The organism is Arenibacter sp. F20364 (assembly GCF_023015905.1).
In the GTDB taxonomy this organism is placed as follows: Bacteria; Bacteroidota; Bacteroidia; order Flavobacteriales; family Flavobacteriaceae; genus Arenibacter.
Genome location: NZ_JALKBD010000017.1, coordinates 85393 through 102382, shown reverse-complemented (window position 1 = coordinate 102382; position 16990 = coordinate 85393). Strand labels below are relative to the sequence as shown.

Genomic DNA, 16990 nt, shown 5'->3' with positions numbered 1-16990 from the left:
GAATATCATTTACCTTATTAATCATTGTTATACGTTTGTCAATTCTAATTTTCTATAAGCCTCTACATTGGCCAAAAACTCTTCGGCATCCTTTAAATAAGCTTTTGCAAAGGCTTCGGTAGGCGCATTCTGATTTAATTGAAGTACCATTTTTTCAAAGCTTTGATCCAATTTAAACTTCCCGGACGCCACAAACAACTCATCAAAATCCTTTATAATACTGATATGCGTATTTACCTTGGTATTTTCGGCAGTCAACAAGGCCTTGGCCGTATTTACCATTGATGAATAGGAATGATAAATACTGGCTGCCCATTTCTCCTCTTCCAAATTCAGTTTTGCCGTTTCAATCTTTTCCTCACTGTCAAACAACAAAGTGGCTATTAAATCTATTACCACCCCGGCACATTCTCCTATACCTATGGCTTGTTCATATTTTTCCGAGGTTCCCCAATCAATAAAATCGGATGCCGTTAGGTTGTCAACATCTGACAAGGGCTTTAGAAAATCATAGAAATACATTTGACCCTTTTCCTCGTAATATTCTACAAAAGGCTTTCCATTCCCGTTTGCATCGTAATCATTTAAAATAAGTCTCAAAGATTCAGGTCCCCTCTTACTAGGTATCTTAATAACCTTATCTGCAAAGCGGCCATTTCCATCTCCTAAATTACCACCTCCCAAAAGCACTTGAAGTGCAGGGGCTACCAATTTATCCTTTGTTCTCACGGACATTCCCTGAAAACCAATATTGGCCATATTGTGCTGGCCACAGGCGTTCATACATCCACTTATTTTAATAACCACATCCGGGTTATCTATATAGTGTGGGTATTCTGCTTTAATTACCCTTTCCAATTCATCAGCAATCCCTGTACTACTGGCAATACCCAAATTACAGGTATCCGTACCAGGGCAGGCAGTAATGTCCAATGCCGTATTGTATCCAACTTCAGCGAATCCCAATTTTTCCAATTCTTGATAAAAGAAGGGCACCAAGGATTCCTTAACGTAAGGAATCAATATATTTTGACGCAGGCTCAACCGAATTTCACTTGCAGCATATTTCTCTACTAGATCAGCCAACTGTCTGGCCTTTTCTATATAAAAATCACCCAATAGTACCTTCACCCCAATGGCAACATATCCTTGCTGTTTTTGAGGAACCAAGTTTGTGGCCTTCCATTTTTCAAAGGCTTTCTGGTCCTTAATAGTTACTTCAGGAGCATCTATCACGGCAATATTTACGGCTGGGTAGGCATCAGCGTCTATTGCATAAGTTTGGACAGGGATTGCCAACTGCTCCTCTTCCAACAATTGCTTAAATCCGTCCAAGCCAATATCCTTAAGCAAGAATTTCATTCTTGCCTTTGCCCTACTTTTTCTTTCTCCAAAACGGTCAAAAACACGTACCACACCTTCCATCAAAGGAATAATCTGGTCTGTAGGCAGAAAAGAGTAGATTACATCAGCATGGCGGGGCTGCGATCCCAATCCACCACCCAAAAGCACCTTAAAGCCTCTTACTCCATTTTCAATCTTGGCAATAAAGCCAAGGTCGTGCATGTAGGACAGACCCGTGTCATCATCCGAGGCAGAAAAGGAAACCTTAAATTTCCTTCCCATCTCCTGACTTATTGGGTTTCTTAAAAAGTACTGGAACAATGCATGGGCATATGGAGAAACATCAAAAGGTTCCTTGACATCTATACCGGCAGTTTCACTGGCCGTTACGTTACGTACCGTATTACCACAAGCTTCCCTAATGGTAATATCGTCCTGCTCCAATTGGGCCCATAATTCCGGGGTACGGTTAATGTCCACATAGTGGATCTGAATATCCTGACGGGTAGTAATATGAAGTCGGCCTGTAGAATATTCTTCAGACACATCACAAATCCTTCTTAACTGTTGTGAGCTAACCTTCCCATAAGGCAACTTAATACGAATCATTTGGACCCCGGGTTGTCTTTGACCGTATATTCCTCTGGCCAATCGCAGACTACGGAATTTTTCCTCGTCCAAACTACCCCCTTGAAATTCACGGATCTTAGCTTCCAATGCTATAATATCCTGTTCTACAACCGGGTTTTCCACTTCTGTTCTGAAAGTCCGCATGCTACTTCTATTTTTTATTCTAAATGATTATTAATTCTTTAAAAAACCTTTATCCCATAGGAATAATAGGTTAAATTGACAACAATATCATCCCTTAAGGGACAGAAGCAGGTTTAATTTATAAACCCAACCCCTGCTGTTGTATTGGTCTGATTATCTATTAGGATAAAAGAGCCATTGGTTCTATGATTCTTGAAAGAATCATAAAAAATTGGCTTGTTCAATCTAAAAGTAACCTGTGCTATATCGTTCATACCTAAAGCATTGATAGATGTATCGATACCTGAGTAATCTGGATGAATTTTATGATGAATGTTCTCGACCTTGGCCAATACCTTGTTCACACCGTGCTGCACCACATATTTACCGCCCACAGTTAAGTTTTGGGAATCCATCCATGAAACCGTCGCTGTAAATTGCTTATCTATAGTAGGCAAATCGCCCGCTTTCACCAACATATCCCCTCTACTTACATTGATCTCATCTTCCAAGGTAATGGTCACTGAAGAACGTCTGGTTGCTGTTTTATACTTCTTATCGTAAAAATAAATTTCCTTGATCTTGGATCTGGTCATCGATGGCAGCACCACTACCTCATCCCCAACACTTAGTTCACCGCCATACACTTTTCCAGCAAATCCTCTAAAATCATGGAATTCATCGGTTTTGGGGCGAATCACATACTGAACCGGAAATCTTGGGGTACCTACATTGTAGATATCCTTTCTGTCCAATTCCTCAAAATGCTCCAAGAGGGTCTGCCCTTTGTACCAAGCCATTTTCTCCGACCTGTTTACTACATTGTCTCCCTTAAGCGCACTTACCGGGATAAAAGTTATTTTCTGATCTTGGTAATCCCTCTTACTCATCAATTGCTCAAAATCTGCCTTGATCTCATTATATCTGTCCTCAGAATAATCGACCAAATCCATTTTATTGATCGCAACGATAACATCCTTTATCCTCAATAGGTTATTGATAAAAAAGTGTCTGTTGGTCTGTTCTATCACTCCTTTTCTAGCGTCGATCAATATAATGGCCGCTTGGGAGGTAGAGGCACCGGTAACCATGTTACGGGTATACTCCACGTGACCAGGAGTATCCGCTATAATATAACTCTTGTTGGGCGTAGAGAAATAGATATGCGCCACATCTATAGTTATTCCCTGTTCCCTTTCCGCTACCAAACCATCTGTGGCCAACGAGAAATCCAGATAGTCATATCCTTTCTGCTTCGATGTTTTTTCAATGGCTTCCAACTTATCATCGGTCAGCGATTTGGTATCGTAAAGCAATCTTCCGATCAAGGTACTTTTACCGTCATCTACACTTCCTGCTGTTGCTATTTTTAGTACTTCCATTTCTTTTGTGTTTTGTATTTGGCGTTAGATTTTGTTGACATTATTTTAATTGTCAACCAGCTTCAAATGCCGACTTTAAAAGTATCCTTGTTGTTTTCTTTTCTCCATTGCTGCTTCGGAACGCTTATCATCTATCCTAGCTCCCCTTTCGGAAATTTTGGATTCCCTAATTTCCCCTACCACCTTCTCAATAGTATCTGCGTGGGAAAGTACTGCGGAGGTACAGCTCATATCCCCAACAGTCCTAAAACGAACCATGCGCTCCTCAACTTTTTCATCTTCTGCACGGAAAACAACATCATCTTCTGCAGACCATATAAATCCGTCCCTAAGGAATATCTTTCTCTTGTGCGCAAAGTAAATGGATGGTATTTCTATTTCCTCTTTTTGGATATAGCTCCAAACATCCAATTCCGTCCAGTTACTGATTGGAAAAACCCTTACGTTCTGTCCCAGTTCTATCTGACCATTCAACATATCGAACAATTCTGGACGCTGGTTTTTCTCATCCCACTGACCAAAATCGTCGCGAACGGAGAATATTCTTTCTTTGGCGCGTGCCTTTTCCTCATCCCTTCTTGCACCACCTATACAGGCATCAAATTTAAATTCCTCTATGGCATCGAGCAAAGTGGTAGTCTGCAACATATTCCTACTGGAGTATTTACCCGTTTCCTCAACTACTTTTCCTTGATCTATGGAATCTTGAACATTACGTACAATTAACTCCACTCCCAATTCCTTGACCAACTTATCCCTAAAGGCAATAGTCTCCGGAAAATTATGGCCGGTATCTATATGCATTAGAGGAAAAGGTATCTTAGCCGGAAAAAAGGCCTTCTGTGCCAATCTTACCAAAGTAATGGAGTCCTTACCTCCCGAAAATAGCAACACTGGCTTTTCAAACTGCGCCGCTACCTCCCTTAAAATATAAATTGCTTCGTTCTCCAAAGCATTATTATTCAATACTTCCAATTCATTAGATTCGTTCACGCCTACTAGTGTTTCCAATTCTGATTCTACAATGCTCACAATAATTCTGTATTTAATTGGCAGTCCCCAAAGGAATTATTTACCAATTGTTAATATTCTTTTCTTAGGTATGCAGACCACATTCCCGATTTTCCAAAACCTTGGTAGGGTCAAAATATTTATGCTCATTGGGCAAATTCCTGTCCCTGAGGTAAGCATCCAATTGACTATCACTATAGTGATAAAATGGACTAACCTTCAAAACTCCGTCCCTACTTAAACTCAAAATATCCAAAGAATCCCTCAAAGCTGTTTGGCCTTGTCTTAAATTCGTAAACCACACATCTGGCTTATGCTCTTCCATTGCCCTTTTAAACGGCTCCAACTTTACCTGCTCCGTAAAGAGCTGATGTCTGGGATCATCTATACCAGGAATTCCCATGACAGCATCCCTATGTGAGGAAGTTTGCTTGGGAACATATAATTTAATATTCAAATGTAGTCTTGCAATTAGCTCCTCGGCATGCTTATAGGTATTGGGCGTATTGTAACCCGTATCGCACCAAACTACGGGAATATGAGGGGCTACATCGGTAACCGCATGTAAAATAGCAACTTCATATGGCCTAAAATTTGTAGTGACCAACGGATTCTCAGCGTATTGAATTGCCCAGGAAATTATTTCCTCTGGAGGAATCCCTTTAAATTGTTGATTTAATTTGTGTATTTCTTCTTCCGTAAATGCCATTTTCTCCGATTCTTTAAATTCCCTGAATTTTACCTCTCTTACTTTCCCCAATTAATCTTGTTCCAGATTCTTTCATGAAAGAAATACAACAACATTTTGGTAAACAACTCTACAACCCCTATTGAAAATGCAACTGACAAAGTCCCCGTAACGATCCATGATATAAGAATGGTATCCAAGGTTCCAATAATTCTCCAACTAATAGATTTGGCAATACTCCTTTTAGGATTTTCGGAAGTCTTATCCGCCTTATAGCTCTTAGTAACAGTACTTGAATTATTATTTGCAATTAATTGTTCAGCAATCATATGACAAAAAACTTAAATTTATTACCCTATCGATTTAATAGAGTAAGCAAAAATAGAATTATTTTGCAGAACACAATAGAAAATTTAAGTTAAAATTTAAGTTACCCTATAAATTTAGTAGATTATTAAAAATTTGCCTTGAAAATTGAAGATTATTAAGGCAATCCCATAAAATCACCACAAAAATCCACAGTACTTTCCAGAGAAAAAAGTATTATTTTTAAGGCACCAGATCGGCAAGGGTATTGTTTCTAAAAACCTCCAAGGTACTGTCCCTGACCTGCAACATTAATTTATGTACGGAACAGCTGGCCTCATCCGGGCAGTCATCACATTTTTCGTAGAAGTTCAAACTTACACAGGGCACCATGGCTATAGGTCCTTCCAGTACTCTCATGACTGTCGTCATGGGAATGTCTTTGGGCTCCTTGATAAGGTAGTAGCCACCTCCCTTTCCTTTTTTGGAACCGAGAAGTCCTGTTTTTCTTAAAGTAAGAAGAATACTCTCCAAAAACTTTTGGGAAATGTTCTCATGCTTGGCAATTTCAGAAATCTGAACAGGACTACGTCCTTTTTGAGCCGCCAAGAAGGTAAGCGCCTTTAATCCGTATTTTGTCTTTTTGGAAAGCATGCAGCGAAGATAAGGAAAATTAACATTCGCAATAAGGCTTAGCACAATTTTACAAAAACAGCTTTGGCATTACTGAAAGCTAGTCAGCAACCCCCTACCCAAGAGCTTGTTCAATATCAGCCACAATATCATCTATGTGCTCCAAGCCTACCGAAACCCGTACCATACCATCCGTGATTCCGGATGCCAATCTCTCGTCTACCGACAATTTACTGTGTGTTGTGGAAGCCGGATGGGTTACAATACTTCTGGAATCTCCTAAATTAGCAGACAATGACAACATTTTAATAGCGTTAAAGAACTTCTGTCCGGCCTCAACACCCCCCTTTACTTCAAAGGCAACTACACAGCCCCCGGCCTTCATCTGCTTTTTGGCCACTTCATATTTGGGATGTGATTTTAAAAAGGGATATTTTACCCAATTAACCTTTGGGTGCCCTTCCAAGAATTCAGCCAGTTTTAGAGCATTGTCACAATGTTTATCTACCCGGAGCGCCAAAGTTTCCAAACTTTTGGATAATACCCAAGCATTGAAAGGTGACAAAGAAGGGCCCGTAATCCTAGAAAAGCGATAGACTTTATCTATCAGTGCTTTGCTGCCTACTGTAATGCCGGCCAAAACCCTCCCTTGTCCGTCCATTAATTTGGTTCCGGAATGGATTACCAAATCGGCCCCAAACTTAATGGGTTGCTGTAAATAAGGGGAAGCAAAACAATTATCAATGATAAAGATCAACTTATGTTTCTTGGCAAATTTACCCAATTCTTCCAAGTCCAAAACATCTACTCCTGGATTGGTCGGGGTTTCCGCGTAAATAATTTTAGTTTTCGAAGTCACCAATTGGTCCAGTTTATCCAGCTCATCTATTTTAAAATAGCTAGTAGAAATATTCCATTTTGGTAAAAACTGCGTAAACAGACTATGGGTTGATCCAAATATACTTCTTGAGGAAATAATATGATCCCCGCTATCCAACAAAGCTGCAAATGTGGAAAACACTGCCGACATGCCTGAAGCAAATGCAAAACCATCCTCGGCACCTTCCATTTTACATACCTTTTCTATAAACTCTGAGGAATTGGGGTTGCTATATCTTGAATAAATATTTCGATCCTTTTCTTCCGCAAAGGAAGCACGCATATCTTCCGCATTCTCGAAGATAAAACTCGAGGTTAAATACATAGGTGTGGAATGCTCTAAAAATTGGGTACGTTCCGTTTGGGTTCGGATTGCCTCAGTTTCAAATTTAAAATTCTTCTTCATTATTTCCAATCTATCTAATTCTTTTATCGGCCGTTGTCAATTATTACACAAGACCTTGTTACACCTCTTTTACAGCTCCACTTTATCCCCGATATGCTCCAGTGGTTTCGGCACTATCTTTCGCTACAATAACCGATTACCACTACGCTCAATCTCCGACATTCCCCGATGGCTGAGCGGAGCCACGAAGCAACAAAATTTATCCTTTTTCCGCAATACGCAATATATCGCCAAAAACACCCCTAGCCGTTACAGCTGCACCAGCACCTGCCCCTTGGATAACCAACGGATGTTGCCCATAAGACTCTGTATATATTTCAATAATGGAATCTGATCCCTTAATTTGTCCGAGCGCACTCTCTTTGGGAACCGAGATTAACTTTACCTCCAATTTTCCTTTTTCCTTCTGCAGGTCCCCGGATAGATCACCTACATAACGTAGTACATGACCCGGTTTTTGTGCATTCTTTATCTTGCTAAACTTTTTGTCCAATATATCCAATCGATCCAAAAAGCCTGTTACATCACCATCCTGCAACGATTCCGGAATTAAATTTTCAATATGAATATCCGCAAACTCGTTGCTAAGATCGAGCTCCCTGGCTAAAATCAACAACTTCCTACCCACATCGTTCCCGGAAAGATCTTCGCGCGGATCTGGTTCCGTATACCCCAATTCCATGGCTTCTTTTAAAATTGTAGAGAATAGGGCGTCCTTCTCCGAAAAGGTGTTGAAAATGTAACTTAAGGAACCGGAGAACACCCCTTTTATTCTAGTAATATTCTCTCCCGAAAGATGCAACAATTTAATGGTGTCTATCAACGGTAATCCAGCACCAACATTGGTTTCATATAAATATTGTTTCTGATGCTTTGCCAGCTCTTCCCTCAACAACTGATAGTAATCGAAACGCAGGGTATTGGCAATTTTATTGGAGGACACCAAATCGAAACCATTGTCCACAAAATCAAAATAAGAGGCTACAAATTCCTCATTGGCAGTATTATCTACCGCAATCAGATTTTCCAAATGATTGTCCTTGGCATATCTAAATATATCGTTTAATTTATAAGGTATAGCTTTGGTTTCCATGGAACTTTTCCAATTCTTGGAAATACCATTTTTGTTCAATAGGACTTTTTTGGAATTGGCAACCGCAAAAACATTGATGTGGATACCCTTTCTTTTTTCAATGGTCTTGTTGGACTTAAGAATCTGATCAATCAAGGTAGCACCCACATTTCCATGTCCAAAAATAGCCAAATTTACTTTTTTGCTTATTCCAAATATCTGCCCGTGTACTACATTTAGTGCCTTGTGCAAATCTGATTTTTTGACCACCAGACTCACATTTTTGCCCGACACGGTATTGTTGAACAATAATGGAACCACTTGGTTTTTAATAAGCGCATTGAATGGCTTGTGAAAAGTACTCAAGTCCTGACCTACGATGGAAATAACGGATACTTGATCTATAACGGTAATATTGTTGATATCCTGCAGTTTGAAATCGGTTTGAAACTCCTCTTCCAAGGAAGTTTTGGCCAAGTTTGCATCTTTAGCGTCGACCACTAAACCAATCCCTCTTTCCGATGACCCCTGGGAAATAATGCTAACACTAATGTTATTATTGCCCATTGTCCTAAAGATACGGGCGTCTACCCCTACCTTGCCCAATAAACCACGGCCTTCCAAATTGATCAACGCCATATTTTCTATAACGGACAAGGATTTTATGCCTTCCTTACTAGTTTTTGCACTGATCAAAGTACCCTCGTTATCGTTGTTAAACGTATTTAGTATCCGTAGAGGAATATTCTTTTCTATTAATGGAATAATAGTCTTGGCATGCAGGATATTGGTTCCAAAATTAGCCAACTCATTGGCCTCGCTATAGGAAAGTTCCGAGATTCTTTTAGCCTCTGTAACCAAATCCGGGTTGGCCGTAAAAATGCCATCTACATGGGTATAATTCTGCAATTCCTCGGCATTGAGGTAATTGGCCAATAAAGCGGCAGAGTAATTACTCCCATTTCTGCCCAAGGTAGTTGTTTCGTTTAATTCATTGGAGGCAATAAACCCTGTTGTCACCACTACAGCATCCAGGTCCAATTTCCCGAACTCACTTTTTACATTTTCTTTGGACAAGGTCTCCAAGACCTTTGCATCCCCAAAGTTTGAATCGGTCTTAATAAGTTGTCTGGAATCAATAAATTTGGCATTAATTCCCCTACCAATAAGTAATTTGGCCACCAATTTAGCCGAAAGCAATTCTCCAAAAGCCAAAACCTGATCCTTTATTTTAGGACTATAATCTCCTAATAAAGCAACTCCTTCGAATAATTTTACCAATCCCCGAAATTCTTCGGAGAGATTTACATTGCCATAGGTGTGCTGTTGATATTTCTCAAATTCTTCAAAATCCTTTTTATAATCCAACCTCTTGGCCGCCTTATCCAACATAGCCTCCAATTGGTCCGTAGCCTTGTTCCTTGCAGAAACAACTACCGCAATATTTTCACCATCCACCACCTTTTCCGTGATGATCTTTAATACTGTATCCAACCCTTCCCCGTTGGCCAAAGACTTTCCCCCAAATTTTAGAACCTTGACTTTCTTAGATCTGCCATTACGCTCAAAAACCCCCTTTAGCAACTCCTCCATTTGATTGAATTCGATCAAGAAGGCATCATGTCCATGAAGGGAATGTATTTCCCCATAGGTGACATTGCTATTGGCCTGGGCCAGTTTTTTAAAAGTATCCTTATTTTCTTGGGCCGTAAAAAAAAGATCTGAATTAACCCCAATGATATGGATATTGGTATCGCTATTTTGAAGATTAATGAACGCTTCCTCCCCTTCCCTATTGATATCAATTGTCTTCAGCAATTGATTCATTAATTTATAGGCCGACAATTGAAAACGCTCCTGTAATTTTTTCCCGTGGTGTGTTAACCAACTCTCCACGTTAAAGACTTTCAGCTCCTCATTGGTACTTCTTTTAAAACGCTCCTTAAAGGATTCCGGAGTCCTATAACAGAGCATGGCATGCATACGCGCATCATGTACAGGTTGCTTGGAATTCACCAAGAATTGTTCTTGTATCTGGCAATTGGCAATAAGCCAATCCGTAGATTTCCAATCTGATGCTACCGGAATTAGATGTTCTGTTAAATGTGGATCCAGAGCGGCCATTTCCCATGCTATACCTCCACCCAAAGAACCCCCGATCAGTGCATATAGCTTGCTTATTTTTAGGGCTTCCAATCCTAGTATAAAAATCTTGGCAATATCCTTGGCAACAAAATCCTTATAGTTATCGATTACAAATCCATCGTAACCATTTCCAGGAATATTAAAGCAAAGAATGGTGTATTTCTTGGTATCAATACATTTACCATCCCCGATCAATGTTGTCCACCAGCCATGTTCGCCTGCCACGTTGGAATTACCAGTTAGGGCATGGTTCACCAATATAATTGGTGCGGCATGTAATGGTTGTCCAAAGATTTCGTAGGATAGGTTGATATCCAACGTCTTGCCACTATAGGTAACGTATTTATTTATTGAAAGATGATGTAACATAGGTTGTTTCTACTAGTAATTTTCTTTAAAGAACCGGGCCATTGATTTTAAAATGACAAGGGAGTGCCTTAACATTAGAGATTTTAATTTATGCACTCCCGTATCACTTGGTAAACGACTTTAAAGGGAAATAAAATAATTTTTAAGCTAAAACTGACTTGTCGATGGTCGAAAATGCCTGTACCAAATCCGCTTTTATATCTTCAATATCCTCCAAACCAACGCACAGACGTATTAAATCTTTTGTTACGCCGGTAGTCTGTTGGGCTTTTTCATCCAACTGCTGATGGGTTGTACTTGCTGGATGGATAATCAAAGACTTGGTATCCCCTATATTGGCCAATAAAGAAAATAGTTTGGTTTCATCAACCACCTTTTTGGCAGACTCGTATCCTCCTTTAACTCCGAAGGTCACAATTCCACTCTGTCCCTTTGGCAAGTATTTTTTAGCCAATGAATAATAGGGGCTAGTTGGCAGACCAGGGTAGTTTACCCATGCCACTTCTTTTCTATCCTGCAACCATTTGGCCAATTCCAAAGCATTTTCACTGTGTTTCTTGATACGAAGCTCCAATGTTTCCAGACCTTGAATAATTTGAAAGGCATTAAATGGGCTTAATGCCGCACCCAGATCTCTTAAACCTTCTATTCTAACCTTGGCAATGAAGGCAGCAGCACCCAAGACATCATGGTATACCAAACCGTGATAACCAGGTGATGGCTCTGTAAACTCAGGGAATTTACCACTGCTCCAATCAAAAGTACCAGCATCTACAATAACACCTCCCATAGCGGTACCATTACCATTAATGTATTTTGTAAGCGAATGGATAACAATATTTGCTCCGTGCTCAATAGGTTTGATCAAAGCACTTGTAGCCACCGTATTATCCACAATAAACGGAATTTTAGCCTTTTTGGCTACTTCGGATATCGCCTTTAGGTCCAACACATCCAACTTAGGATTTCCCAAAGATTCCACAAAGATCGCCCTAGTATTTTCCTGAACAGCATTTGTAAAATTGTCTTCGTCCCCGGCCTCAACAAAAGTGGTAGTAATGCCCAACCTAGGCAAGGTTACGGCCAATAGATTATAAGTACCGCCATATAAACTGCTAGAAGCCACTATATGATCACCTGTTTTAAGAAGAACCAATAAGGCCGTGGAAATAGCCGCAGTACCAGAAGCGGTAACCACACTGGCAAGACCTCCTTCCAAAGCAGCCAAACGCTGCTCTAAAATGTCATTGGTAGGGTTGTTCAGCCTGGTGTAAATAAATCCAGGTTCGGATAAATTAAAAAGATTGGCTGCATGGTCCGTATTGTTAAATACGTAGGCCGTATTCTGATAAATTGGTACGGCCCTGGTACCAGCTGTTAATTTTGTGTCATGTCCGGCATGCAATGCGTTTGTTGAAAATTTTTGAGTACTCATGATTTCTTGTTTTTATTAAATTATTAAAATAGATAAAATAAAAAGCCAAAACAAATAATGCGGACAATGCAATATTATAAAATCAAAAAGTTAAAAAGAAAATCAGCTACAGTACTAGCCGCTAGTGTTATCTGCCATTGATACTATAAAACAAACCAAAATAATTTGGCCCAGTATTTAGGTAGAATTTAGCACCTTCTTTAATAAATGATCAAAGGGTTGCTAAGGCTTCATAGGGTCTATTCCCTCCACCTTTCTTGATAACGATTCAATAAGTGTTTGAACTTTAGGTTTGCAAATATAAGTATGGAAAATTCTTTTATCCTAATCTTTTCAAAAAAATTATAAATTGAAAGCTTCTTTCACCAAATCAACGGCATCCAATTTCTCCCAGGTAAATAATTCCACTTCCTTTTCTACCCGTCCGTTGTATGGAGATTCAAAAACCTTGGTCATTATTTTCGGCTCCTTGCCCATATGTCCATAGGCCGCTGTTTCCAAATAAATAGGGTTTCTAAGTTTTAGCCTATCTTCAATGGCAAAAGGTCGCATATCGAACAATTGAGCAACTTTCTTAGCAATCTCTCCATCACTTAGAGCCACATTGGCTGAACCGTAGGTATCCACAAAAATAGAGGTGGGCTCCACAACACCAATGGCGTAACTTACCTGTACCAACATCTCATCGGCAACCCCGGCAGCTACAAGATTTTTGGCGGCATGCCTGGCCGCATAAGCTGCACTACGATCCACTTTACTGGGGTCCTTTCCACTAAATGCACCACCACCATGGGCTCCTTTGCCTCCGTAGGTATCCACAATAATCTTCCTTCCTGTTAATCCAGTATCGCCATGGGGACCGCCAATTACAAATTTCCCTGTTGGATTGATATGATATTTTATAGTCTCATTAAAAAGTTTTTGTATATCCGCTGGCAATTGTTCCTTAACCCTTGGGATAAGAATAGAAATTATATCCTTTTTAATTTTGGCCAACATCAGATCATCATCCTTATCAAACTCATCATGTTGGGTAGATACCACAATAGTATCTATACGTTGGGGTACATTATCATCAGAATACTCAATAGTCACCTGAGCTTTGGCATCTGGCCTAAGATAGGAGATAGCATCTCCTTCTCTTCTCAAAGCCGCCAAAACCTGTAATATTTTATGTGAAATATCTAAAGCCAAGGGCATGTAGTTCTCCGTTTCCTTGGTGGCATAGCCGAACATCATTCCTTGATCACCTGCCCCCTGTTCTTCTTTTTTACCACGATCCACCCCTTGGTTGATTTCTTTGGATTGCTCATGGATCAAAGAAATTACTCCACAGGAATCTCCACTAAACTTATAATCCCCATTGGTATAACCAATCCTATTGATAACATCACGCGCTATTTGCTGTACGTCAAGATAAGTATGACTTTTAACTTCCCCTGCCAATACTACCTGCCCAGTAGTTACCAAGGTTTCACAAGCCACCTTACTTTCCATGTCAAAAGCTAAAAAATGATCCAGTAATGCATCACTAATTTGATCCGCTATTTTATCTGGATGTCCTTCGCTAACCGATTCCGAAGTAAATAAATATGCCATAAATCCTTTCTAAATAAAAATTAATAAGAACTTGACGATGCATACTAGAGAAGAGTGGATGTTACAGCTCCAATGGAACTGAACAACTTAAACTGCTTTAGCATTTTGTTATGCCGAAACTAATTCAGCACATGAGGTTGCAATCAGTCAAATCCTTCCTCGATATTTTTTCGGATACAAAAGTACAAGAATTCTTGACGTAACTAAAAATGTTTAACAACAATTTTCAATTTGGCCCTAAAAAGATCTATAAATCATATTTTACAGTAAACAAGACATAACGGGGTTGAATAAAATAAGAAGAGGTGGTAAAATACAATTCATTGGTACTATCCCGGTTTATGGCGTCTGTACCCAGTAGATTGGTCCCCTTTATCCCAAATTCCCAAGGGCTGTCCCTTTTCTGATAACTTAGATTACCTTCCAAAAAACTATATGTATTGTCAATAGTGTTTTCTTTGTCCATGTACTTATAATAATCATAATCCAAGGTAAAGATGAAGCTTTTCAGAAAGTTGGCATCAAACTTGGCATAGGGCCTGTTGGTATAAAAGGTAGTGGCATTTCCCCCATTGTCGTAATTGTTTACGGTATACGCATACCCTAACTCCAAGTTAGGGGCATTCCTAAAATTGGTAGCTAGGGAAGAAGTATAATTCTGGGTGAAGGATTCTGATTTTCTTGGCTGCAGATCCACAATGTTATTAGTGGCGGACCAGAAAACATTTGCACCTACTGATGCCTTTATTTTTCCAAAAGTTCTTTGATACCTACCATTGGCACTTAAGGATTCGTCCTCCAAATTTGAGTTTATGGTAGTCCCAATCCTATTAATCCCAATAATTTCCGTAGCACTTTTTAAGGCATCTATTCGCTTTGTGTACGTAACATTTCCAAAAATGTTAGTAAAATTGAACATATTAAAACTGAAAAAATTCAGGGATAAATTATGATTCAAAGCACTCTCCAAGTCACGGTTTCCTGAATAAACGGAATTATAATTGTTGAGTACATAGGCTTCCGCAAAATTATTCACATCGGTAAAAGATCTTGAGACCCTATAATTGAATCGTATGTTTTCCGATTTTTTAAGTTGTGCATTAATGTACAGATCAGGTAACAAGGCCGTTAGATTGTCCTCCACTGTAGTGTTCAACTGAGTGTTTTTAGTACCATATTGATGTAATGTAACACCTGGGTTAAAGGTGAAAATCCCAGCTATTACCTTATAATGAAAACCTAAATACAAATCCGAGATATTATAGGTGACATCGTTGTTATACTCACTATCGGTAAAATCCAGTGATGCCCCGCCATCCAGAATTTGAAAAATATCCGAATCGAAGTTCTGATGGCTCTGTGTAGTCCCTAAAGTAAATTGCAAATTACTCTTTTGGCCGGTAACCCAAAAATAATCCAACTTAGCATCCACTTTATTGGTTACGGTATTTTTACCTTGATTTAGGTTATAGATATTCTGATTTTCATCTACAGGAAAAATATCGGTAAAGGCAAAATTATCCCTTATGGCGTTGTAAAAAGGATCTTCATCCTGATAAATATGCTGTGCCTCGAAAGCAAAAATATTTTTTGAATTTAAGGTAGTATAATAAATATTGGCATTTTGATTTACCGAAACAGGCTTTTGCTTCTTTGTTTCCGTAATTTCATCCGTAATGGTGGAAACAGAAAGAACATTCTCAATTTCATGGTCATCGGACTGTTTCAGAAGTATGTCGTAATCAAATTGAAATCTGTCATTGGGTTTGTACAAGGAACTAAATTTCGCTAATCCCAAATGCGCGGTTTGATCTGTTGCGGTGATGGCATCCTCCGTTTCATTGGAGGAGATATAGATCCTTCGTGTTTGGTTTTCCATTATGGTCCCTGTATAGGAGTAAATACCAAATCCACTTAAATCCCAATTTTCTTTTGGGGAGTAACTAAAATTCACGGCAGCAAATTTGGTGTCTATGTTTTTGGCCCTATTATTTTGAAGGCTGGAAAGCCCCAAACCATCCCCACCAATATCTATAGAACTCCCACTTGAGCTACCCAGATTCCTAAAGCCTCCCGTAAAATTCTGGTAGTCCCTTCTGTTAAAAGGAGCTTCCCCAATATTATTGAGGTCGGTAATAATATTAATACTATAATCGGGACTGTAATAAAAAAGTTTTGGATGCGCCAAATAACTATCATTGGTCCCATAGCCTGCCGTTATTTCCCCGAACCAAAATCTCTTTTTTCCTTCCTTTAGTTTAATATTGAGGGCTACATTGTCCGTATCGTTGGTTAGGCCCTTCATTTGGGTTACTTCATTAAAATTTCTCAACACCTCTACTTTATCCAATGCATTGGCCGGAATATTTTCTGCCGCCAACTTGGAATCCCCGTCAAAAAAATCCTTTCCTTCCACCATTACTTTGGTCACCTTTTTGCCTTCTACCTCTATTTGCCCGTCATCATTTATTTCCACCCCGGGCAAATTGGCCAGTACATCCTTTAGCTTCTTTTCGGTACCGGTAACAAAAGAATCCGTATCATAGACTATGGTATCTCCCTTAACCGAAATAGGCATCTCATAGGTTACCTCAACCTCATCCAATTGATTGGTCTGCTCGTACAAAGTAATGTCTTTATTAACGTCGGTTGTAGGTGCCGTAAAAGAGAATTCATCTGTCTTAAAACCCAAATAGCTTATGCGGACATTAAAATTTGAACCCGATTTTAAATTTAGCTTATAAAGTCCACTATGATTTGTAATTCCGTAAGACTCCAACGCCTTGGTTTCCGTATTTATGGCTATGACATTTGCCATATCGATTCCCACTCCTGTAGAATCCTTAACAATCCCCGTTAGGGTTATTTCCTGACCAAAAGCTGTGGCAATAGCAAAAAGGGCCGCCAGTACGGAATAAAAATTCTTATTGTACATCTATAAATAATTTAGAATACCTTAATGATTAAT

11 protein-coding genes and 1 riboswitch are annotated in these 16990 nt (G+C 39.4%); all 11 genes read right to left on the bottom strand.

Features of this window, described 5'->3' with window-relative positions; all coding sequences use genetic code 11:
- Nucleotides 1-27: 27 nt before the first annotated feature.
- Nucleotides 28-2118, bottom strand: a complete 2091-nt coding sequence (locus MWU84_RS14920) for a HEPN domain-containing protein (RefSeq protein ID WP_246902799.1) — start codon at nucleotides 2116-2118, stop codon at nucleotides 28-30.
- A gap of 113 nt (nucleotides 2119-2231) precedes the next feature.
- Nucleotides 2232-3479: a GTP-binding protein gene (locus MWU84_RS14915; RefSeq protein WP_246902797.1), complete on the bottom strand. Its 1248-nt coding sequence runs from the start codon at nucleotides 3477-3479 to the stop codon at nucleotides 2232-2234.
- Between the two features lie 75 nt (nucleotides 3480-3554).
- Nucleotides 3555-4445, bottom strand: a complete 891-nt coding sequence (gene cysD, locus MWU84_RS14910; protein ID WP_181938084.1) for a sulfate adenylyltransferase subunit CysD — start codon at nucleotides 4443-4445, stop codon at nucleotides 3555-3557.
- Nucleotides 4446-4575: 130 nt separating this feature from the next.
- Entirely contained in the window at nucleotides 4576-5199 is a 624-nt protein-coding gene (locus MWU84_RS14905) for a phosphoadenosine phosphosulfate reductase family protein (protein ID WP_246902824.1), read from the bottom strand.
- 38 nt (nucleotides 5200-5237) lie between these two features.
- Nucleotides 5238-5507, bottom strand: a complete 270-nt coding sequence (locus tag MWU84_RS14900) for a DUF2061 domain-containing protein (protein WP_031445154.1) — start codon at nucleotides 5505-5507, stop codon at nucleotides 5238-5240.
- A 220-nt stretch (nucleotides 5508-5727) separates the two neighbouring features.
- Nucleotides 5728-6138 carry an Rrf2 family transcriptional regulator gene (locus MWU84_RS14895; RefSeq protein WP_246902794.1) on the bottom strand — a complete coding sequence of 137 codons (411 nt, stop codon included), beginning with the start codon at nucleotides 6136-6138 and terminating at the stop codon, nucleotides 5728-5730.
- A gap of 94 nt (nucleotides 6139-6232) precedes the next feature.
- Complete coding sequence (locus MWU84_RS14890; RefSeq protein ID WP_246902792.1) at nucleotides 6233-7402, bottom strand: aminotransferase class I/II-fold pyridoxal phosphate-dependent enzyme; 1170 nt, start codon at nucleotides 7400-7402, stop codon at nucleotides 6233-6235.
- A gap of 199 nt (nucleotides 7403-7601) precedes the next feature.
- Entirely contained in the window at nucleotides 7602-10988 is a 3387-nt protein-coding gene (thrA, locus tag MWU84_RS14885; RefSeq protein WP_246902790.1) for a bifunctional aspartate kinase/homoserine dehydrogenase I, read from the bottom strand.
- A gap of 142 nt (nucleotides 10989-11130) precedes the next feature.
- Complete coding sequence (locus MWU84_RS14880) at nucleotides 11131-12423, bottom strand: O-acetylhomoserine aminocarboxypropyltransferase/cysteine synthase family protein (protein WP_246902788.1); 1293 nt, start codon at nucleotides 12421-12423, stop codon at nucleotides 11131-11133.
- A 158-nt stretch (nucleotides 12424-12581) separates the two neighbouring features.
- A riboswitch (SAM riboswitch) is annotated at nucleotides 12582-12690 on the bottom strand.
- Between the two features lie 75 nt (nucleotides 12691-12765).
- Nucleotides 12766-14022 (bottom strand): methionine adenosyltransferase, encoded by a 1257-nt coding sequence (metK, locus tag MWU84_RS14875; protein WP_246902787.1) that lies wholly within the window; start codon nucleotides 14020-14022, stop codon nucleotides 12766-12768.
- Between the two features lie 247 nt (nucleotides 14023-14269).
- Nucleotides 14270-16957 (bottom strand): TonB-dependent receptor, encoded by a 2688-nt coding sequence (locus MWU84_RS14870; protein WP_246902785.1) that lies wholly within the window; start codon nucleotides 16955-16957, stop codon nucleotides 14270-14272.
- Nucleotides 16958-16990 lie beyond the last annotated feature (33 nt).

Coding starts and splice junctions, on each gene's coding strand:
- MWU84_RS14905 (WP_246902824.1), bottom strand. CDS start 5,199: ATGGCATTTACGGAAGAAGAAATACACAAATTAAATCAACAATTTAAA.
- thrA (WP_246902790.1), bottom strand. CDS start 10,988: ATGTTACATCATCTTTCAATAAATAAATACGTTACCTATAGTGGCAAG.
- MWU84_RS14870 (WP_246902785.1), bottom strand. CDS start 16,957: ATGTACAATAAGAATTTTTATTCCGTACTGGCGGCCCTTTTTGCTATT.
- MWU84_RS14920 (WP_246902799.1), bottom strand. CDS start 2,118: ATGCGGACTTTCAGAACAGAAGTGGAAAACCCGGTTGTAGAACAGGAT.
- metK (WP_246902787.1), bottom strand. CDS start 14,022: ATGGCATATTTATTTACTTCGGAATCGGTTAGCGAAGGACATCCAGAT.
- MWU84_RS14915 (WP_246902797.1), bottom strand. CDS start 3,479: ATGGAAGTACTAAAAATAGCAACAGCAGGAAGTGTAGATGACGGTAAA.
- MWU84_RS14880 (WP_246902788.1), bottom strand. CDS start 12,423: ATGAGTACTCAAAAATTTTCAACAAACGCATTGCATGCCGGACATGAC.
- MWU84_RS14890 (WP_246902792.1), bottom strand. CDS start 7,402: ATGAAGAAGAATTTTAAATTTGAAACTGAGGCAATCCGAACCCAAACG.
- MWU84_RS14900 (WP_031445154.1), bottom strand. CDS start 5,507: ATGATTGCTGAACAATTAATTGCAAATAATAATTCAAGTACTGTTACT.
- MWU84_RS14895 (WP_246902794.1), bottom strand. CDS start 6,138: ATGCTTTCCAAAAAGACAAAATACGGATTAAAGGCGCTTACCTTCTTG.